Here is a 21,393-nt window from a genome sequence, read left to right on the forward strand (position 1 = left end):
GCCGGCTGTCAGACCAGCCCGTCCTCACCCCGGGACTTCAGCTCGTCGACCAGCGCCTTGACGTCCTGTGCCCGGTCGCGGGGGCAGACCAGCACCGCGTCGGGGGTGTCCACCACGATCAGGTCGCGGACCCCGAGGACGGCCACCAGCCGACCCGACTGCGGCACCACCACCAGGTCGTGGGCGTCGTGCAGCAGGACTCCGGGCTTGGCGTCGACCCCCAGCACCACGTTGCCGGCCGGGTCGGCGGGCAGCACCTCGCCGAGGGTGTGGAAGTCGCCCACGTCATTCCACCCGAAGTCACCCGGCACGGTGGCGACCCGACCGGCGGTGGCCGCGCCCTCCATCACCGCGTAGTCGACAGAGATCTTCGGCAGCGTCGGCCAGACGGCACCGAGGACCTCGTCCTGCTCGGGGGTGCCCCAGGCCGCCGCGATCGCGGTGACTCCGGTGTGCAGGGCCGGCTGCTGGCGGGCGAGTTCGGCGAGGAAGACGTCCACCCGCCAGACGAACATGCTGGCGTTCCAGAGGTGCCGGCCGCTACGCAGGTACGCCTCGGCGACCGGCGCTGCCGGCTTCTCCTTGAACTCGATCACCGGACGCAGCAGGCCGTCACCGCCCGGCTCACCGGTCTCCAGGTAGCCGTAGCCGGTCTCGGCCCGGGTCGGGGTGATCCCCACCGTCATCAGCAGGCCCTGTTCGGCACCCTGGACGGCCGCCCGGACGGTCCGCACCCAGGAGGCCGGATCGCGGATCAGGTGGTCGGCGGCGAAGGAGCCCATCACGGCCGTCCGGTCCCGCTGTGCGATCACCGCCGCCGCCAGGGCGATCGCCGCGCAGGAGTCCCGGGGCGACGGTTCCACCAGGATGTTCTCCTCGGGCACCCCGCGTAGCTGCCGGGCCACCGCCGCCGCGTGGGCGGCCCCGGTGACCACCAGGGTGCGCTCCGGTGTGGTCAGCGGCGCCAGCCGGTCGACGGTCGCCTGGAGCAGCGACGCGTCGGTGCCGGTGAGCGGGTGGAGGAACTTGGGGTGCCCCGCGCGGGACAGCGGCCACAACCTCGTGCCACTGCCACCCGCCGGGATGACGGCGTAGAGCATCAGCACATCATGCCCGAACCGTCTCAGGTCGGATGCCGGCTCGGCCGTACGGTCAGCGACCACTCAGGAACGGGCCCGGCTCCACGCGGCGATGTGCACCTCGGCGCTCGACGCCCAGGTGAACTCCTTCGCCCGGTCGACGCCCGCCTTGGCCAGCGACAGCCGGCGCTGCTCGTCGTCGAGCAGGGCGGCCAGGTCGGTGGCGATCTGGTCCGGGTCCTCGCTGGTGTAGGCGACCGCGTCACCGCCCACCTCGGGCAGCGAGAGCCGGGGCGTGGTGAGCACCGGCGCGGCGCAGGCCATCGCCTCCAGGATCGGCAGGCCGAACCCCTCGCCGTACGACGGGTAGGCGGCGACCAGCGCGCCGCCGAGGAAACCGGGCAGGTCGGCGTAGCGCAGGTAGCCGGGGCGCAGCAGCCGCAGGTGCGAGGGGACCTCGGCCACCGCGCGGTCGATGTCGTCGTCGTGGCCCTGGCCGCCGGCGACCACCAGGGCCGGCGGGTTCTCCCGGTCGGCCACCGCCCGCGCCCAGCCCCGGATCAGGTTGGGTACGTTCTTGCGCGGCTCCTTGGCCCCGAGGAACGCGACGTAGCTGCTGCCGCCGAGCCCGAGCCGGGCCCGTACCCGGGCCTTCTCCTCGTCGCCCGGTGCGTGGAAGGCCTGCTGGTCGACCCCGTGGTAGGCCACGTCGATCCGGGTCGGGTCGGCGTCGAGCAGCCGGATCAGCTCGTCGCGGGTGGCCTTGCTCGGCACGATCACCCGGCTGGCCCGGCGCAGCGACGTCTTGATCGCGCTGCGGAAGAACGTCCGGCGGGACTTGTCGTAGTGCTCCGGCTCGGTGAAGAAGGTCGCGTCGTGGACGGTCACCGTCACCGGGCAGCCGGCCCGCAGCGGGCAGGTGTAGAACGGCGAGTGCAGCACCTCGGCACCGACCTGCTGGGCGAGCAGCGGCAGACCGGTCTGCTCCCAGGCGAGCCGGGCCGGGCGGTGGGCAACGGCGGCCGGGGCGGGGATCACCTCGGCCCCGGGCAGCATCCGGGTGTACCGCTCCAGGTCGGTGCGGAGGCTCACCACGACCAGGTCGACCGTCTCCCCGCAGACCACCCCGAGGGCTCCGAGCAGGCCATCGACGTATCTACCGACGCCGCCACGGTCGGCGGGGACACTCGTGGCGTCGATGAGCACGCGGGGCGGGCGACCGGCGGTCACGGGGCGACTCCTTGCATGGCGGGTCTGTGGGGAACAACACTCTGGGCAAGCCTACGCCGGAGCCCGGTGCGGACGCTGACTGCGACCCGACCGTACGCCGACTTGTCATCGCCATCGGATACGGACGGCGGGGGCGTATCGTTCGCGCCGATGGCCGACAACATTGCCCGGGTGTTCGCCGCCGCGATCGCGGCCGACCCCGCCCGCCCCCTGCTGACCTGGTACGACGACGCCACCGGCGAGCGCACCGAACTCTCCGGAGCGACCCTGGCCAACTGGGTGGCCAAGACCGCCAACCTGCTCGTCGACGAGCTGGCGCTGAGCCCCGGCGACCGGGCCGGGGTGCTGCTGCCACCCCACTGGCAGACCGCCGCGGTGCTGCTCGGCTGCTGGTCGGCCGGCGTTACGGTGCGTGACGAATCCGGCGACGTGGAGGTCCTCTTCGCCGCCGCCGACCGGGTGGCCGAGGCCGACGCCTGGCCGGCGGGCGACCGGTACGCGCTGGCGCTCGCCCCGTTCGCCGCCCCGCTGCGCGAGGTGCCCGCCGGGTTCGCCGACTACGTCGTCGAGGTACGCACCCAGGGTGACCACTTCACCCCGTCCACCCGGGGCGGTCCGGCCGACGCGACCCTGCTGGCCGAGGCGGACGCCCGCGCGACGGACCTCGGCATCTCCCCCGGCGACCGGCTGCTCGTCGACGCGGCGGTCCACCCCGACCCGCGCGACTGGCTGCTCGCCCCGCTGGTCCGCCGGGCGACGATCGTGCTGACCGGCAACGCCGACCCCTCCCGCCTCCCCACCCGAGCCCACACCGAACGCACCACCCACACCCTGACCTGACCCCCACCTCGCTCCGCCCTCTCCCCCGCCTCTCCCCCGCCTGTCCCCGCCTGTCCCCGGTGATCAAGAGGTTTACGTCAACATCCCACCCATGGATGACGTAAACCTCTTGATCACCCGACCCCGACGGGGATGGTGTCCGGTGATCAAGAGGTTCGGGGCAGTGCCAGCCGCCTGGATGACCTAAACCTCTTGATCACCGACCCCGATGGCGCTGGTGTCTGGTGATCAAGAGGTTTAGGTCAACCCGCCCGGGGCGAGGTGACGTAAAGCTCTTGATCACCGGGGCAGGCGAGGCCGGCGGGGAGGGCGAGGCCAGGCGGGGAGGGGCCAGGCGGGTCAGGGGGTGGGGTGGGTCAGGGGGTGGGGCGGGATTGGGCGAAGGTGGCGAAGGCGGTGAGGGACTCGGGGTTGGCCAGGGCGCCCTGGGCGGCGGCCGACTCGACCGGGGTGCCGGTGAGGATCTTCTTGACCGGGACCTCCAGCTTCTTGGACGACAGGGTGCGGGGAACCGCCCTGACCTGGTGGATCTCGTCGGGGATGTGCCGGGGCGACAGCGCGGTACGCAGCTCACGGGCGATCTTGCGGCGCAACGTGTCGTCGAGTTCCAGGCTCTCGGCGAGCACCACGAACAGCAGCAGCTCCCCGGCCCCGCCCTCGTCGTCCTCCAGGTGCACCACCACCGAGTCGACCACCTCGTCGAGGCCCTCCACCACCGAGTAGAACTCGGCCGTGCCGAGCCGTACGCCGCCCCGGTTGAGGGTGGCGTCGGAACGACCGGTGATCACGCAGCCGCCCCGCTCGTTGATAGTGATCCAGTCGCCGTGCCGCCACACCCCGGGATAGACGTCGAAGTACGCCTCGGCGTAGCGGCGACCGTCCGGGTCGTTCCAGAAGCCCACCGGCATGCTCGGCATCGGCGCGGTGATCACCAGCTCGCCCAGTTCGCCGAGGACCGGGGTGCCGTCGGCCGAGCGGGCCTCCACCTTCGCCCCGAGCGCCCGACAGGTGATCTCACCGGCGTACACCGGCAGCAGCGGCACCCCGCCGACGAAACCGGTGCAGACGTCCGTACCGCCGGACAGCGACTGGAGCTGGAGGTCGGTGCCGACCGTCTCGTACACCCAGGTGAAGCCCTCGGCGGGCAGCGGCGCACCGGTGGAGCCGACCCCGCGCAGCGCGGACAGGTCGGCGACGTCCTTCGGGACCAGGCCGGCCTTGCGGCAGGCCAGCAGGAACGGCGCGGACGTCCCGAAGTACGTGGTGCCGGTCTCCTCGGCCAGCCGCCACAGCGCACCCAGGTCGGGGTGGCCGGGGTTGCCGTCGAACAGCACGATCGTCGCCCCGACGGCCGGCCCGGAGACCAGGAAGTTCCACATCATCCAGCCGGTGGTGGTGAACCAGAAGAACCGGTCGGCCGGGCCGAGATCATGGTGCAGGGCCAGCATCTTGAGGTGTTCCAGCAGGATGCCGCCGTGCCCGTGCACGATCGGCTTCGGCAGGCCGGTGGTGCCGGAGGAGTAGAGCACGTAGAGCGGGTGGTCGAACGGGACCGGGGTGAAGGTCAGCCGCCCGGTCGTCTCCGCCGCCAGCTCGGCCCAGCTCAGGCTGCCCTCCGGTACGCCGTCAGGGGCGGTCGGGTGCAGGTAGGCGATGGTGACGGTGTGGGTCAGCGACGGCAGGGCGGCCCGGATCGCGGCCACCTCGGCCCGCCGGTCCACCGGCTTGTCGCCGTACCGGTAGCCGTCCACGGCCACCAGCACCTTCGGCGCGATCTGCTGCCAACGGTCGACGACGCTACGGGTGCCGAACTCCGGGGCGCAGGACGAGAAGATCGCCCCGAGGCTGCTGGTCGCCAGCAGCAGCACGTACGTCTCGGGGATGTTCGGCGCGTACGCGGCCACCCGGTCCCCGGCGACCACGCCGAGCCGGCGCAGCCCGGCCGCCACCCGGCGGACCTGCTCGCGCAGCTCGGCAGCGGTCAGGGTGACCGGCGGACGGGTCTGGGAGTGGGCGACCACCACCGGGTCGTCGTCGGCCCGACCGGGCATCCGGAGCACGTTCTCGGCGTAGTTGAGCGTCGCGCCGGGGAACCATCGGGCACCGGGCATCGCCGCACCGCCCAGGGTCGCCGTGGGCGGGGTGTGCGCCACCACCTCGAAGTGGTCCCAGATCGAGCGCCAGAAGGCGTCCAGGTCGGTGACCGACCACTGCCACAGCGCGTCGTAGTCAGCGAAGTCCAGCCCCCGGTGCTCCCGCAGCCAGCGCAGGTAGCCCCCGATCCGGGACCGTTCGCGTACGTCCGCCGGCGGCGTCCACAGCACGTCACCCACCGCTCCACCCTCCCTGAGGCCCACACGGCACTGTGCCCGGCCATACCGCCATCTTGCCTACCTGGCAGCGTCATCATCCACACCGGGGGCCGACACGGAAACGTGCCCCGCGCACACATTCCAGCCCTCCCCCTCAGGCCAGCCCCGGTGATCAAGAGATTCACGTCAACATCCAGCCCCGGCGTGACCCAAACCTCTTGATCACCAGGGCTGGGCACACCGCCGACCCGCCCAGCCAGCGCACCTCACACCACCCCGAGCGAGCTGGATCGGTGACCAAGAGGTTTACGTCAACAATCCGGCGCGGGCGTGACCCAAACCTCTTGATCACCGGGGCTGGGCACAGCGCCGATCCGGCCAGCCAGCGCACCTCACTCGGCCCGGGCCGCCTGCCCCGGTGACCAAGAGGTTTAGGTCAACAATCCGGCGCGGGGCTGACGTAAAGCTCTTGATCACCGGGGCGGGGCAGGACGGGACGGGGCGGGGCAGGACGGGACGGGGCGGGGCAGGACGGGACGGGGCGGGGCAGGACGGGGTGGGGCAGGACGGGGCGGGACGGGGCGGGACGGGGCGGGACGGGGCGGGGCGCCCGGGAGGGCGGGGGGCGAGGGCGGGGAGGTGGGAGGAGGGGGAGGAAGGTGGGAGGGTCAGGAGGCTCGGTGGGCCTGGATGGCGCGGCGTTTGGCCAGGCGGTGGGCGCGGCGGATCTCCGCCTCCTTGTAGCGGCGGTGGTCGTCGGCGGTCTCGGGGAGCACGGGGCGGACCGGGCGGGGCGCACCGCCCACGTCCACCCCGACGAAGACGAGGTAGGCGGTGGCCACCCGGACGGGAGCGTCCTCCGCGGAGTCCCACCGCTCGGCGACCACCTTCACCCCCACCTCCATCGAGGTGTTGCCGGTCCAGTTGACCTGGGCGTGGGCGTGCACCAGGTCACCCACCCGGACCGGCTCGGAGAAGACGATCTCGTCGATGGAGGCGGTCACCGCCGTACCGCCGCTGTGTCGGGCCGCCGCCGCGCCGGCCACGTCGTCGACGAACTTCATCAACACCCCGCCGTGCACGGTTCCGTACAGATTGACATCGACGGCGGTCATGATGCGACTCAGCGTGACCCGGGAGTACGACGTCGGCTTGCCGGGAGGGGTGGCGGGGTGCTCGGTCATGCCGGAAACGGTACGGTGCGCCAATGCGACATCTCTGGAGCTTCCTCGCCGGGTTGGTGGTGGCGCCCATCACCTGGGTACTGCTCACCCTCGGGCAGGACGGGTCGGGCCGCACCGTGGACCGCTGGGTGGAGATCGGCACGTACAACACGGCGAACCTGATCGAGCCGGCTGTCTACCTCGGCGTCGCCGGCATCCTGCTGGGCCTGGTCGGCACGCTGCGCACCTCGCCGCTCGGCCCGCTCGTCGCCGGGCTGCTGCTGGTCACCCCGTACGTCGGGATGTTCATCGCCCCGTTCACCGTGCTCGACCGGATCCCGAGCGACTGGAAGGTGCTCGGCGACCCGCTGCCGCTGCGCGAGCCGGTGCAGAACGGCACCCTGTTCCTGATCGGCGTGATGCTGCTGATGGCCGTGTTCAGCGTGCGGCGGTGGCGGCGCTGGCCGCAGCCGGTGACCGGGGTGGAACCGCCCCCGGCCGACTACGACGCCCCGCCGCCACCCAGCTACGCCACGAGCGACTGGCCGCCGCCCGGTCCGCCCGCCCGCAGCGAGCCGGACACCGCGCCGCTCACCCTCGGCTACCCCGACCTGGACACCCCCACCGAGCCGCTGCCCCGGCGGACCGGCACCGAGTCGCCGTGGTCCGCGCCGCCGCGCTACGGGGCCAAGCCGGAGAACAGCACCGACAACCGCTGACGACCGTCGGGGGGGCCGGCACGACCGGCCCACCCGCACCCCTTTCGTCAGGACCGGTGGTCGTCGTGGCGGCGGACGCGGGACAGCTCGTCATAATCCTGAGTACGCCAGCGGTGCAGCCGCCCGTACCCTGCCCGCCGGCCTCACCGGCGGTGCGTCTCTCCCATCAGAAGGAACGCGTTGAACAGCAGCAAGCACACCGAGCTGGCGAACCACGCCTGGTCGGTCGCCGATCTCCTGCGCGGCGACTACAAGCAGTCCGACTACGGCAAGGTGATCCTGCCGTTCACCGTGCTACGCCGCTTGGAGTGCGTGCTCGACCTCACCCGCGACCAGGTCCTCGCGGAGTACGACCGGCGCAAGGACCAGAACGTGGACCTGGGCCGGTTCCTGCGCCGAGCCTCGGAACACCGCTTCTACAACGTGAGCGGCTACACGCTGAAGTCGATGGTCAACGACTCCGGCCAGTTGGCGAGGCACCTGCTCGCCTACATCGGTGCGTTCTCCGAGAACGCGCAGGAGGTGATGGAGCGCTACGAGTTCGCCCAGCAGGTGCGCCGCCTCGACAACGCGAACCTGCTCTACCGGGTGGCCGGCCGCTTCGCCGACCTCGACCTGCACCCGTTCGAGCGCGACCGGAAGACCGGCAAGGTGGTCCTCGACAAGGAGACCGGCAAGCCCGTCCCCAACGTCACGAACCAGCAGATGGGGTACGTCTTCGAGGAGCTGATCAGGCGGTTCGCCGAGAGTTCCAACGAGACCGCCGGTGAGCACTTCACCCCGCGCGAGGTCATCGACCTGATGGTGAGCCTGCTGGTCGCCCCGGATGACGACGCGCTGAGCGTGCCGGGCGCTTCCCGTACCGTGCTCGACCCGGCCTGCGGCACCGGCGGCATGCTGGCGGCGGCCGAGGAGCACATCAAGGCGCTCAACCCGTCGGCAACGGTCACGGTCTTCGGGCAGGAGCTCAATCCGGAGTCCTGGGCGATCTGCCGGTCCGACATGATGATCAAGGATCAGGACCCGGACGACATCAAGTTCGGCAACTCGTTCAGCGACGACGGCCACCGGGGCCGGCACTTCGACTACCTGCTGGCCAACCCGCCGTTCGGGGTGGAGTGGAAGAAGGTCAAGGACGAGGTCGAGTACGAGCACGAGAGCCTCGGCGAGAGCGGCCGGTTCGGTGCCGGTCTGCCCCGGATCAACGACGGCTCGTTGCTCTTCCTCCAGCACATGATCTCCAAGATGAAACCGGTGACCGCCGACGGCAAGGGCGGCAGCCGGATCGCCATCGTCTTCAACGGCTCGCCCCTGTTCACCGGGGCGGCCGAGTCCGGCGAGTCCCGGATCCGGCAGTGGATCCTGGAGAACGACTGGCTGGAAGGCATCGTCGCCCTGCCCGACCAGCTCTTCTACAACACCGGCATCTCCACGTACTTCTGGCTCCTCACCAACCGCAAGGCCAAGGGCAACAAGGGCAGGGTGGTGCTGCTCGACGCCCGCGACCAGTTCACCAAGATGCGCAAGTCGCTCGGCGACAAGCGCAAGGTCATCACCCCGGAGCAGATCAAGGGCATAACCCGGCTGTACGAGGAGGCGCTCGACGCCGCCCGGGACCCTGAGCACCCGCAGCACGCCAAGGTGAAGGTCTTTGCCAACGAGGACTTCGGCTACCGCCGGATCACCGTCGAACGCCCGTTGAAGCTCCGCTTCGAGGTCACCGAGGAGACGCTCACCGCGCTCGCCGCCTCGAAGCCGATCCAGAAGGCGGCAGACGTCGACGGGCTGACCATCGCGTTGAAGCCGCTGCTCGGGCAGGCGTGGACGACCAAGCGTGCCGCGTGGGACGCGCTGCGCAAGGCGACGGCCGAGAGCGGGGTGGGCTGGCCGTCCGGCACCGCCTTCCAGAAGGCGATGCGGGACATCGTCGGGGTACGCGACCCCGAGGGCGAGGTCCAGCTCGTCAAGGGCAACCCCGAACCCGACACCGATCTCCGCGATTACGAGAACGTCCCGCTGGACCAGGACATCGACGACTACCTGCGCCGCGAGGTCCTCCCACACGTCCCCGACGCCTGGATCGACCACGACAAGACCAAGATCGGGTACGAGATCCCCTTCACCCGCCACTTCTACGTCTACAAGCCCCCGAGGCCACTAGCAGAGATCGACGCTGAATTGAAAGCGTTGGAAGCTGAGATCCAGGAACTACTGGGCGAGGTGACCGAGTGAGTTCGCCAATGGTTCCGCTGCGAAGGGTTGCGAAGGTCGTCAACGGGGGAACCCCTCCTCCGAATCCGGAAAACTGGGGAGGCCCAGTACCCTGGGCGACACCCGCCGACTTCGGTGACACGCTATCGAAGGTCGAAACGACCCGGCGCACCCTAACCACTCACGGAGCTCGAACTGGATCAACCATCGTACCGCCGGGCAGCATACTCCTTTCCACCCGGGCACCCATCGGGCACGTGGCAATTACCAATACTGCAATGGCCTTCAATCAAGGCTGCCGTGCCCTAGTTCCCTGCTCTGAGATCGAGTCAAGATTTCTTGGATATCAACTCGAAGCACTACGCGAAGACCTCAAGGCCAGGGGACTCGGAACCACTTTTCTGGAAGTATCCTCCGATTCTCTTGCATCAATGCCCATCGCAGTACCGAGCCTTGCGGATCAGCATCGAATCGCCGACTTCCTCGACGCCGAAACTTCCCGCCTTGATCGCATTCAGGTACGAACGGCTGAGCAGCGATCACTCTTGTCCGAGATCTCCAAAGAGGCAATCCGTCTCGCAACGACTACAGGCAACGGCAAGACGCGAAGCTCGGGCGTCCCATGGATGCCGGAGGTCAATGAACAGTGGAAAATTATCAAGCTGGGCCACGCCTTCAGAACGGGAAGCGGCACAACCCCCAGATCCGACCAGCCTGAATACTTTAGCGGACCACACCCATGGGTTAATAGCGCAGATATCAACGACGGCGAGATCAACCGATGCGAGAAGTCGGTGACCGACAAAGCGCTAGCAGAATTCCCTGCCCTTAAAATCCACCCAGCAGGGTCGCTCGTTGTTGCACTTTATGGGCAGGGAGCAACCAAAGGCAGGGTTGGGGTTCTGCGGATTGCTGCCTGCCTGAATCAAGCATGCTGCGCTTTGACGCCCATTGGGCCGATCACTGCAGAGTTTGCTGCCTACTGGTTCAAAGCGCACAAGCAAGGAATTGTTGGTCTCGCACTCGGGGCGGGGCAGCCCAACCTGAGTCAAGAACTCATCAGACAGCTCCGCATCCCGGCACCCAGCATTAAAAGACAGCGTCGGATCATTGCAGAATTGCAGAAATTTGAGGCGGAAATAAACGTCAAATCGACCCTACTTCACGCAAGAGAAAGACTACTCGGCGAACGCCGGACCGCGCTGATCACCGCTGCTGTCACTGGCCAGATTGACGTCTCTACCGCTAGCAGACGAGGAGTCGAGGACTGAGCTTGCCGTTGGAGCTGCGCAAACCCGCCCCCTCGCTATCAGATGGAAATCAGGTCACGGGCGTCCTGGCGGAACTGACGGACGGCGGGCGTGCGCTGATACGGGGCAAGGGCTCCAACCAGGTTGCGGACGTGCTTGATGCACCTGGCGGAGTTGACCTGCCCGGTGAGGGTCTGCACGGCCTGGCCGCCGAGGGCAAGCGCCTTGTCCAGCTCGGGATGCTCCTGCTGGACATAGGTGGTGGCGAGCAACGCGTTGCGTAGCGCACCTTCCCGCGTGTACTCGTTGCCCTGTAGCCGCAGCGCGGTCCTCAGGTGGTCACGCGCACGGGGCCAGTCCTCCAGCTTGACGTAGCAATAGCCGGCCTGGGCGTTCGCCTGCGCCTCGTTGATCCAGTAGGACCAGTCGGGGTCGCCGTGCTCCGGTCGGCTGTCCGTGAGCCTGCCAAACGCGTTGTCCAGCGCCCGACGGGTGTCGGTCACCGATCGGCTGTTGGCGTACGCCTCGGCAGCCCGTAGATCGAGAATCGCTGCCACCTTCGGACTCGTGGCCGGGTAGCTGGCCCGCGCGGTCTCAGCGAGGGTCACCGACTGGCGAAGCTGACCAAGGTCCTTGGCCTGACAGGACATGAAGCCGAGGATGTTCGCCCCGAGCCCACGGTCGGCGGCGGCGTTGGCCTGGTAGAGACCCGCGATCCAGAAACGTTGCGCCTGGGTGTGGTGGCCATTGTCGAACGACAGCCAGCCCGCAAGGCGCAACAGCTCACCGGCGGTGGCGTGGAGGCGTCGGCCGACGCTGTCGGTGTAACTACGCTCGCGTAAAGCCTCAACCACCGTGCTCAGATGTTGGCGGACCAAGCCCAGGGTCTGGCCGCTACCGAGATGGTCATCCATTCGTCGCAGGCTGGCTGTCACCGCGTCCAAGTGATCGACGACCTCGCCGGACAGGGGGCGACCGGTGGTCGATGCGACGTCCTTTGCCTGTGGGGCGATCAGCCACTCGTGCGCTGGTGCCGTCACGGCGGTGCCGATCAGGGTCAGGAACATTCGTCGATGCATCATTCCCTCAGATTCGTTCACAACCTCGGCTGCTTGCAATGCCCCGGCTGAGGACCAAGGCAGGTCGAGCCCGACAGAGGCAGGCGCAGCCTCGAAGCCGTCATCCGGCCAGCCCAGCTCATCGAAGCTGATCTCGCGCTGCAACTGTTCGGAAAGAACAGCCGTGACCAGAGCTGGCCACGGGCTGCGGGGAACATCGCCCTTCTTCCACTTGTAGGGCGTCTTGAGGTGCAAACGCTCGGCACGCCCGTGCCGTTCGGCGCACTCGTTGAGGCGTCGAGCGAGCTGCTCCGGCTGCCAGCCCACCTCGGCCAGCAACCGACTGATCGCCTCTCCGCTTGACTCCACCCACCGACTCCCTCATGCGTAGCGACTCCTGCACGGAAAGTACCGAAACCATCCATGATCAGGTGTCCCGGCACCGGTCCGCACCAATAGGCACTCCGCGCACCTGGGTTCTCCATGGCATTGGCGAGGTCAACTGAACCCGTCACGCCGATCTTTGTCAGCCAGTCCAGAAGGTAGGGGTGCTCGTGGTGTCCGTGGTTGTGTCGGTGGTGTTCGGGGGCCTGGTGCCGGGGTTCCTGCTCGGGCTGCTGGCGTTTCGGGTCAAGTCTCGGTGGTGTCCGCGCTGCGGGGAGTCCACCTTGGCCATGGGGCCGACGGAGCGGGAGCGATGACCCGGCCTGGCGGTCGCAGGGGCAACGAGCCGCCGATCGGGCGGCGGGTGGCCGAGCTTCGGGCCAATCGGGGCATGAGCCAGCAGGTCTTCGCCGACCGGATCGGCAAGTCGAAGAGCTGGGTGGACAAGGTCGAGCGCGGCGTCCGTACCCTCGATCGGTTCTCGGTTATCGAGACGGTGGCCGCGACCCTCGGGGTTGCCCCGACTGTCCTGCTCGGTGTCAAGGCCCAGCGAAGACCGGCCGCAGGCACCGACGTCGGCAGCGCCGTGGAGCGGGTACGCGAGGCGTTGGCGCGCTACGACGTACCCCGACTCGGCAGCGACGACCAGCCGACGTCGTCGCTGCGTCAGCCTGCCGACCAGGTGGGGTACGCCTGGACGGCTTACCGCAGCGGCCACCACGTCCAGGTGTTGCGGATGCTGCCCGACCTGCTCGACGACAGCCGACGGGCCTGCCGGGTCCGGTCGGAAGACACCGGGGCCGCCGACCTGCTGGTGCGGGTGTACCGGCTCGCCGCCCAGGTGCTTGTCAAGCTCGGCGAGGCCGACCTGGCCTGGCTGGCGGCCGACCGGGCGATGAGCGCCGCCGCCGACGATCCACGGCGGGCCGGGCTCGCGGCGGTCTCCCTCGCCCAGGCGCTCCGGACGCTGCGGCGGGGCAGGCTGGCGATGGGCGCAGCCGCAGCCGCCGTACACCGGCTCGACCTCGTGCCGTCCCGGACCTGTCTGCCGGAGGAGCCCACGCTGACGGGAACGCTGCTGACCGAGGCTGCTCTGGCCGCCGCCTCGTGCGGGGCCGTCGCCGCCGCTGCCGAGTTCACCGAGCGGGCGGCCCAGCTCGCCGCCACCCACGGCGAAGGGCACCACGACGAACACGACGGAATCACGTTCGGCCCCACCACCGTCGAGCTCACCCGCGCCCTGACCGCCATGCGCTTCGGCGACCACTACCGGGCCGTCACCGCCCACCGGCTGGCCACCGGCGGCGACGCCTGGCACCGACTTCCCGCCGAACACCGGGCCGCCCACCTCATCGACATCACCCGCGCCCACCTCGACCTCGGCGATTACCAGGGTGCCGGCCGCGCCCTGGTGGCCGCCGACGGCATCGCCCCCGCCGAGGCCCGCCTCCGCCCCGCTGCCCACGCCGCGCTGACCGCAGTGCTCCGCGCCGGACCCACCGCCGCCGACGTGGCCCGTCTCGCCGCCGCTATCGGCCTGACCCGACAGTGACCGCCGCTGCCGACAGTCTCGCCAGATCGCAGCTCATGTATCCCGAGCATCCGACTCCAAGCCGTAGTAGGTTCACTTCGAACGCTCTGGGCGCCTCCGGGCCACCAGAGTTCCGGCTCGAGAACTGTGGATGGCGCCCCCCGGCATCGGGTGGGCGCCATTCGGCGTACTACCGCCCGGCCCGGCCCCCGGAGGTCGTGATCCCCGCGTCCGTGCACGGTGGCCATGCCTCTGCTGTCGCGGACTGATCGGATATCTGACTCGCCGGGGCGTGCTCTCCCGGACCGGGCGTGACGTCGGCGGCACTGAGCTGCGCCGATGCGGTCCGTCACTCCTCCCGTCACGTGAAGCGATCTCTGGTCAGCCCGACGGACCGACCAGGACGGCTACGATGGGTGACGCATGCCGGCCAAGATCAGCTTCTCGCTCGATCTCGGCGCTTCCCGCCGCGTGTGACGGGCTCAGCCCGGCAACGGGGCATTGCCGTCCACCGTGCTGAAGAGGTGGCGAGGCTGGGCCTCGGAGGCGGCATGCTGCGATGACGGTGAAGATCGGCAGTGAGGTAGTCGGATGAGCGGAACGCCCGCGGCTGGTGCGTCGTCCTACGAGACGGCCCCGAAGACCCAGGTCCAACAGGTCCGCAGTGCCCTGCTGCGGGAGTTCGACGGGCTGATCGACGTCGAGGATCTCGCCAACAAGTCGGCAGTCGATCGCGAGCAGGCATTCCTGTCGAGGGCACTGGCCGCCCTGACAGTCCGCGACCTGACGGGCTGCGACTCGGCCGCCGCCGCCGACGCCGTCATCGACGGCCGGGACGACATCGGCATCGATGCGGTCGCCATCGACAAGAACGCATCGCACCTCTGGCTGGTCCAGTCCAAGTGGAGCGACAGCGGCAGAGGGAAGTTCGTCGTCGGCGACGCACTCAAGTTCGTCGAGGGGCTTCGGCACATCGACGGACGGCAGTTCGACAGGTTCAACGCCCGGTTCCAGAGCATCGCGGACCAGGTGGTCGCCGTGCTCAGCAACCGGGGCTCGAAGATCACCCTGGTCCCGACCGTGATGCGGACCGAACCGCTCGCGGCCGACGTCCTCCAGCGGCTCTCCGACGCCCAGGAAGAGTTCAACCAGTTCGGCAACATGCTCAGCCGACGCGTCTACCTGGCCCGCGACATCTGGGAGGTGGTCCGCAACGACTTCGCCGAGCCGCCCATCCCGCTGACCGCCAGGATGCACGACTGGATCAGGGTCGTCGAACCGTACGAGGCGTTCCAGGGAATCGTCTCGGTCGCCGACATCGCCGAGTGGTACGAGGCCCACGAAGACCGCCTCTTCGCCCGCAACATCCGCAAGCCGCTCGGCATCACGCAGGTCAATCAGGGTCTGATCGACACGCTGACCGCCGACCCGCACAACTTCTGGTTCTTCAACAACGGGATCACGGTCCTCTGCGACACGGTGAATCCCGAGTACTTCCAGCGGGCGGCGAAGCGGTCGCCGGTCACCCTCCAGCTGGACGGGGCCAGCGTGGTGAACGGTGCACAGACCGTCCACGCGATCCACCGGGCGTTCCGGAAGGCTCCCGAGGCCGTCGCCGACGGTCACGTGACCGTCCGGGTCATCTCGCTCAAGAACTGCCCACCGGACTTCGCCGACGCGGTGACCACCGCGACGAACACGCAGAACCGGGTCGAGCGGCGGGACTTCGTCGCCCTCGACCCGGTGCAGCGGCGCATCAAACAGGACTTCCTACTCTCGCTTCAGAAGGCGTACACGCTCAAGCGCGGTGAACCGGAGCCCACCCCGGAAAGCAGTGGTTGCTCGGTGGAGGTCGCCGCCACCGCGCTGGCCTGCGCGCACCGGAACTCCGACCTCGCGGTCCGGGCCAAGCTCGGCGCGGAACTGCTGTGGGAGGAGGGAACCCAGGGCGCCTACCACCTGTTGTTCAACGCGCAGGATCAACCTTCCGCCTACCAGATCTGGCGCAGCGTCCTCATCCTGCGGGAGGTCGACGCCACGCTCCAACGCACCGCGAAGAACCGGCAGGCACGGGCCGAAGCGATAGTGGAGCGCGGAAACCGGCTGATCGCACACATCGTCTTCCAATACCTCGACCTCGACGGCATCGACGAGCCCGACACCGACTGGGATGCGGTCCTGGGCCAGGTGCCCCAGGCGGTCGAACGGGCCGTCGACTGGCTCGTTCATCACGTCGATGCCGAGTTCAAGAAGCAACTGGTGTCCACCACGCTCACCGAACCCGAGCCCTGCCGTACCCTCGTGGGCCTGGTCCTGAGAGACCTGCGCAGCGGCGCCCCGGTCCCTGAGCTGCCGGCGGAATACCGCCCGGTGCGCAACGTCCCGAGGCAGCGTCGGCGCAACACCGTACCCACCCTGGTCGATGCCAACCGGCTCGCCGAGGGCACGCCGCTGACGTTCCGGGCGATCAGCCAGGCCGAGCGGGACGCGATGGCCGACTGGCTCGCCGCCGACCCGAGTCGCGGGGCCGCGACGTGGGTCAACCAACGGGTACGACCGATTCTCTGGGCCGCCGACGGGAAGCGCTACTCCCCCTCCGGGCTGGTGCAGAAGATGTGGCAGTTGGCCGAGTGGGGCAAGGCACCGGTCGCCGCCCAAGGGCCCCTCCGGTGGTTCGTCGCGGAGGGGCAGTCCCTGTGGAGGCTTGCCCTGGACACCCGCAACGACGGTGACCTCGGCGAGGGGGACGAGGAAGGATGAGCGCCGCGCACCACGAGTCGAAGTTCGGTGACGCGATCGTCGCCGCCCTGCTCGCCGCCGGATGGGAGATCGGCGACCCGGCCGACTACCGCCCCGACCTCGGCCTGGACACCGGGCGGCTCTTCGCCTTCATCGGCGCGACCCAGGCCGCCGAGTGGGAGGACCTGGTCACCTTCTACGGCGGGGACCGGGACGCCGCACAGCGCGGCTTCGTCAAGCGCCTCGACCAGGCGATCGCCACCGACGGGCTGCTCGACGTGCTGCGCAAGGGCGTGAAGGATCACGGCGTACGGATCCGGGTCGCGTACTTCAGGCCGTCGTTCGTGGAGTCGGACGGGATCCTCGCCGACTACCGGCGCAACCGGCTGACAGTGGTGCGGGAGCTGGCGTACGCCACCAAGCAGTCCGACCGGGGCAACCGGCTGGATCTGACCCTGTTCCTCAACGGCATCCCGGTGGCCACCGCGGAGCTCAAGAACCCGCTGACCGGCTCGGGGGTCGAGCATGCCAAGGAGCAGTACCGGCTCGAGCGGGATCCGGCCGAGCTGATCTTCTCCCGCCGGGTGATCGCCAACTTCGCCGTCGACCCCGACCGGGTCTTCGTCACCACCCGGCTGCGCGGCAAGCCGACCCGGTTCCTGCCCTTCGACACCGGCTCGGAAGGCCCGGGTCGGCCGGGCGGCAAGGGCAACCCGCCGGCCACCGAGTACGGGAAGTACGCCACCTCCTACCTGTGGGAGGAGATCTGGCAGCCGGACAACTGGCTCGACCTGCTGGAGCGCTTCGTCCACCTGCACCGGGAGAAGGGTGCGGACGGGCGTACCCGAAAGTCCTTGATCTTTCCGCGTTACCACCAGTGGCATGCCGTCAGGAAGCTCGCGGCGCACGCGGCACGGCACGGGGCCGGGCACAACTACCTGATCATGGCCTCGGCGGGGTCGGGGAAGTCGAACACCATCGCCTGGCTCAGCCACCGCCTCTCGTCGCTGCACACGAGCCGCGACGTGGCCGAGCTGGACCCCGACGCGGTGCGGGCCGGCCTGCAGCCCGGCTCGCCCGTCTTCGACAAGATCATCATCATCACCGACCGCCGGAACCTCGACTCCCAGCTCCGCGCGACGGTCGGCAGCTTCGAGCAGACCGCAGGAATCGTGGTCCCGATCGACGACGCCCAGGAGGCGAAGTCGGAGCGACTCGCCAGGGCGCTGTCCCGCGAGACCGGCAAGATCGTCACCGTCACGTTGCACACGTTTCCGGCGCTGCGGGACTACCTCAAGCAGAACCCGACCGAGATCCAGGGCCGACGGTTCGCCATCGTCATCGACGAGGCGCACTCGTCCCAGTCCGGCGACGCGGCCGGCTCCGTCCGTGAGGTGCTCCGCGACCTGGGCCTGGACCCCGACTCCGGAGATCCGGGCGCGACCAGCGCCGTCGCACCGGCGGACACCAGGGCCAGGCTGAAGGCCAAGGCACAGCAGCGGCAACGGGCCGCCAACCTCTCCTACTTCGCGTTCACCGCCACGCCGAAGCACAAGACCCTGCTGGACTTCGGCACGCTCGGCACGGACGGGAAGTTCCACCCGTTCCACACCTACTCGATGCGGCAGGCCATCGAGGAGGGCTTCATCCTCGACCCGCTGCGCAACTACGTCACCTACGCCACCTACTGGAAGCTCGTCAACGGCAACCCCGACGAGCGGAAGGTCGACCGGGCCAAGGCGAACCCCCTGCTGGCCCGGTACGCGCTGACCCACGACTCGACGGTCGCCCAGCACGCACAGGTGATCGTCGAGCACTTCCGCACACACACCGCCGGCCGGCTCGGCCGCCGGGCCAAGGCCATGGTGGTCACCGCGGGCCGACCGCAGGCCGTGCAGATGGCCCGGTCGATCAAGAAGCACATCGGCGACCTCGGGTACGCCGACCCGGGCGTCCTGGTCGCCTTCTCCGGCACCCTCACCTACGACGGCGAGGAGATCACCGAGGCGAAGGAGAACGGCGGACTGCCCGAGAGCGCCCTACCGAAGGCGTTCGCCTACACGCGTGCCGACGACAGGGCCGCCCAGGCCGGCGGGGCCGGGCAGCGCGAGTACCGGATCCTGGTGGTCGCCGAGAAGTACCAGACCGGCTTCGACCAGCCGCTGCTCACCACGATGTACGTCAACAAGACGCTGACCGGCATCGCCGCCGTGCAGACCCTGTCCCGGCTCAACCGCACCGCCGACACCAAGAGCCAGTCCGACCTGGCGGTGCTGGACTTCGTCAACGACGCCGAGGACATCAGGGAGGCCTTCCGCCCGTACTTCGAGGAAGCCGCCACCCTGCCCTCGGACCCCAACCTGCTCTACACCGCCCAGAGCCGGGTCATGTCCGCGGACCTCCTCGTCGACGAGGAGATACTCGCCTTCGCCGCGGCCTGGCTGGCCGCCGACGAGCAGGCCGCCGGCAACCCGGCCACGTGGACGAAGCTGCACGCCGAGCTGTACCGGCACCTGGACCCGGCCGTCGCCCGTTTCACCGCGTTGCTCGACAGCGACGACGAGGACGACCAGGCCACGGCCGAGACCTTCCGCGCCGACCTGAACGACTACGTCCGCAAGTACGGCTTCCTCTCCGGCATCGTGCCGTACACCGACGACGAACTGGAGGGCCTCTACCTGTACGGGCGGCACCTGCTCAACCGGCTGCCCCGCGGCGCGGACGGCGGTGTGGACATCGGCGAGGTGGACCTCAGCCATCTCCGGGTGGAGATGACCGGCGAGCACGACGTCAGTCTCGTCCCGGAGGGGCCGGCCGACATGAAGGGCTTCGGCGACGGATCCGGCGGTGCCAGGGAGTCGGAGAAGTCGCTGCTCTCGGAGCTCATCGACAGGTTCAACGCCAGGTACGGCACGGAGTTCACCGAGCAGGACGTCGTCAAGCCCTTCCACGAGGCGCTCGCCGACCCGAAGGTGCGGCTGGCCGCCGTCGCCAATGACGAAGAGAACTTCGGCCATGTCTTCGACCCGGTCTTCGAGGACAAGATGATGGACCACTTCGACTCCACCGCCGACCTGGGACGCAGGTACTTCGACCCGCAGCAGAACTTCCGCAGCTCGCTCAACCGCAGCGCCCGCAGCGCCGCCTGGCGGCTGATCCGCCGCCAGGAGGGGGTCGTCGACGATGACGTGGCCTGACCGACGGTCGGGGCGGAGACGGGGGTAGCCGTGCGGGCGGAGCCGATCGCCGGTCGGTACGAACGGGTCGAGGAGATCGGCTCCGGCGGCATGGGGCGGGTCTGGCGCGGCTACGACGGCGTCCTCGACCGCGAGGTCGCCATCAAACTCATCCACCCCGCCGCCGTCCACACCTCCGAGCAGGCCGAAGAGCTGGCCAGGCGGTTCCGCCGCGAGGCCCGCGTCACCGCACGCATCCAGCACCACGGCGTGCCCCAGGTGTACGACGCCGTCCTCGACCGGCCCTACGACCGGCTCTACCTGGTGATGGAGTACGTCCGCGGCACCGCCCTGCGGGCCTTCGTCGACCCGCGGCAGCCGCTACCGGTGACCTGGGCCGCCGCGATCGTCGCGCAGATCTGCACGGTGCTCTCCCACGCCCATGCCATCCCCGTCGTGCACCGTGACCTCAAACCCGAGAACGTCCTGGTCACCGCCGACGGGGCGGTCAAGCTTCTCGACTTCGGCATCGCCGCCATCCTGCGCACCGACGTCACCCGGTTCACGGCGGCCGGCAGCGCCCTCGGCACCCACCACTACATGCCGCCCGAGCAGATCCAGAACGCGCGGATCACCCCGCAGAGCGACCTGTACGCCCTCGGCTGTGTCCTGCACGAACTCCTCGCCGGGCGACCGGTCTTCGCCGGCGGCAGCGACTTCGAGCTGTGGCACCAGCACGTCACCGAGCCGCCCCCACCGCTGCGGACGCTCCGCGCCGACGTGCCCGCGGCGATCGAGGAGCTCGTCCTCGATCTGCTGGTCAAGACCCCCGAGGACCGGCCGGCGGACGCCTACGGGGTCTACGAGCGGCTGCTGCCCTTCCTGCCCCTGCCAGGGACGGCACCGCCCGCCGCCGAGGCTGCGCCCGACGCCGTGCCCGACCCGACGCTGGTGTACCGCCGGCCCAACGCGCCACGCCGCCGACCCGAGCCGGCGGCTCCCACGCCGCGCGGTGCGATGTCGACCGCCCACCCGGCGGCGATCCTGCGGACCGGCGTCCGAGAGGCGATCAAGGCGGCCGTCGCGCAGTCCGACGAGCTGCTGGACGACGAACGCTTCGCCCAGGCGGCGGAGGTACTCGATCGAGTGATCGGTCCCGCCAGCGCGGCGCTCGGTGCCGAAAGCCCCCGGGTGCTGGCGCTGCGCTCGCGACGAGCCGCCATCCTCGTCATCGGCGGGGACTTCCGGCGTGCGCTGCCGGAGTTCGACGCCCTCGCCGCCGCGTACGCCCGCACCGCCGGCCCCACCGGCGAGGACGCGGTGGAATGCCTCCGGCAGGCGGCCCACTGCCGGGCGGAGCTCGGCCAGGCCACCACGGCCCTGCGCCAGTTCCGGCAGGTGCTGCGGCACGTACGTGTCGCCTCGGGCGACGCCTCCCCCACCGCCCTCGACCTACGCCGCAGCATCGGCATGCTGCTGCTCTCCGAAGGGAAGGCCGCAGAGGCCGCGGCGGAGCTACAGCCGCTGCACGACGACCTCTGCGTCGTCTACGGACCGGGGCACGAGGAGACCCGGGAAGTCGCCGAGGCGCTCGCCCGGCTCCGGTTCACCGGCGGCGGGTAGCAGGGCTGGCGCAACAGACGATGAGTTCCGTGACTCTGGCCTGAACCCTGCGAAGCTTAACACCTACTTAACACATCA

At 69.6% G+C, this 21,393-nt stretch carries 13 protein-coding genes; 8 read left to right on the top strand and 5 right to left on the bottom strand.

What is annotated here, in order from left to right:
* Positions 1-8 precede the first annotated feature (8 nt).
* Together GA0070623_RS13515 and GA0070623_RS13520 are read right to left on the bottom strand one after the other, a co-directional pair.
* On the bottom strand, positions 9-1,100 hold the full coding sequence (locus tag GA0070623_RS13515) for a mannose-1-phosphate guanylyltransferase (RefSeq protein ID WP_067314100.1): 1,092 nt from the start codon (positions 1,098-1,100) through the stop codon (positions 9-11).
* A 63-nt stretch (positions 1,101-1,163) separates the two neighbouring features.
* Complete coding sequence (locus tag GA0070623_RS13520) at positions 1,164-2,309, bottom strand: glycosyltransferase family 4 protein (protein WP_067314090.1); 1,146 nt, start codon at positions 2,307-2,309, stop codon at positions 1,164-1,166.
* 150 nt (positions 2,310-2,459) lie between these two features.
* Between GA0070623_RS13520 and GA0070623_RS13525 the strand changes: the two genes are divergently transcribed.
* Positions 2,460-3,149 carry a TIGR03089 family protein gene (locus GA0070623_RS13525; protein WP_067314092.1) on the top strand — a complete coding sequence of 230 codons (690 nt, stop codon included), beginning with the start codon at positions 2,460-2,462 and terminating at the stop codon, positions 3,147-3,149.
* Between the two features lie 356 nt (positions 3,150-3,505).
* On the opposite strand, the gene GA0070623_RS13530 is transcribed toward GA0070623_RS13525, so the two are convergent.
* On the bottom strand, positions 3,506-5,482 hold the full coding sequence (locus GA0070623_RS13530) for an acetoacetate--CoA ligase (RefSeq protein WP_067314095.1): 1,977 nt from the start codon (positions 5,480-5,482) through the stop codon (positions 3,506-3,508).
* Positions 5,483-6,129: 647 nt separating this feature from the next.
* Positions 6,130-6,645, bottom strand: a complete 516-nt coding sequence (locus GA0070623_RS13535; protein ID WP_089004039.1) for an acyl-CoA thioesterase — start codon at positions 6,643-6,645, stop codon at positions 6,130-6,132.
* Positions 6,646-6,668: 23 nt separating this feature from the next.
* Between GA0070623_RS13535 and GA0070623_RS13540 the strand changes: the two genes are divergently transcribed.
* The 3 genes from GA0070623_RS13540 to GA0070623_RS13550 all read left to right on the top strand — a co-directional run bounded on the left by GA0070623_RS13540 (position 6,669) and on the right by GA0070623_RS13550 (position 10,825).
* Positions 6,669-7,343, top strand: a complete 675-nt coding sequence (locus GA0070623_RS13540; protein ID WP_067315254.1) for a hypothetical protein — start codon at positions 6,669-6,671, stop codon at positions 7,341-7,343.
* Positions 7,344-7,523: 180 nt separating this feature from the next.
* Positions 7,524-9,575: a type I restriction-modification system subunit M gene (locus tag GA0070623_RS13545; RefSeq protein ID WP_067315252.1), complete on the top strand. Its 2,052-nt coding sequence runs from the start codon at positions 7,524-7,526 to the stop codon at positions 9,573-9,575.
* Between the two features lie 8 nt (positions 9,576-9,583).
* Positions 9,584-10,825, top strand: a complete 1,242-nt coding sequence (locus tag GA0070623_RS13550; protein WP_089004040.1) for a restriction endonuclease subunit S — start codon at positions 9,584-9,586, stop codon at positions 10,823-10,825.
* Between the two features lie 38 nt (positions 10,826-10,863).
* Here GA0070623_RS13550 and GA0070623_RS13555 read toward each other — a convergent pair whose 3' ends face one another.
* On the bottom strand, positions 10,864-12,231 hold the full coding sequence (locus GA0070623_RS13555) for a hypothetical protein (protein ID WP_231932779.1): 1,368 nt from the start codon (positions 12,229-12,231) through the stop codon (positions 10,864-10,866).
* A gap of 406 nt (positions 12,232-12,637) precedes the next feature.
* Here GA0070623_RS13555 and GA0070623_RS13560 point away from each other — a divergent pair, with 406 nt between their 5' ends.
* From GA0070623_RS13560 to GA0070623_RS13575, 4 genes are all read left to right on the top strand, one after another.
* Complete coding sequence (locus GA0070623_RS13560) at positions 12,638-13,798, top strand: helix-turn-helix domain-containing protein (RefSeq protein ID WP_067314409.1); 1,161 nt, start codon at positions 12,638-12,640, stop codon at positions 13,796-13,798.
* Positions 13,799-14,368: 570 nt separating this feature from the next.
* On the top strand, positions 14,369-16,537 hold the full coding sequence (locus GA0070623_RS13565) for an AIPR family protein (protein WP_067314412.1): 2,169 nt from the start codon (positions 14,369-14,371) through the stop codon (positions 16,535-16,537).
* Positions 16,534-19,713: a type I restriction endonuclease subunit R gene (locus GA0070623_RS13570; RefSeq protein WP_067314415.1), complete on the top strand. Its 3,180-nt coding sequence runs from the start codon at positions 16,534-16,536 to the stop codon at positions 19,711-19,713. Before GA0070623_RS13565 ends, GA0070623_RS13570 begins: the two co-directional genes overlap by 4 nt.
* A 30-nt stretch (positions 19,714-19,743) precedes the next feature.
* Positions 19,744-21,315: a serine/threonine-protein kinase gene (locus tag GA0070623_RS13575; protein WP_089004042.1), complete on the top strand. Its 1,572-nt coding sequence runs from the start codon at positions 19,744-19,746 to the stop codon at positions 21,313-21,315.
* Positions 21,316-21,393 lie beyond the last annotated feature (78 nt).

It is taken from the genome of Micromonospora rifamycinica, assembly GCF_900090265.1.
Taxonomy (GTDB): domain Bacteria; phylum Actinomycetota; class Actinomycetes; order Mycobacteriales; family Micromonosporaceae; genus Micromonospora; species Micromonospora rifamycinica.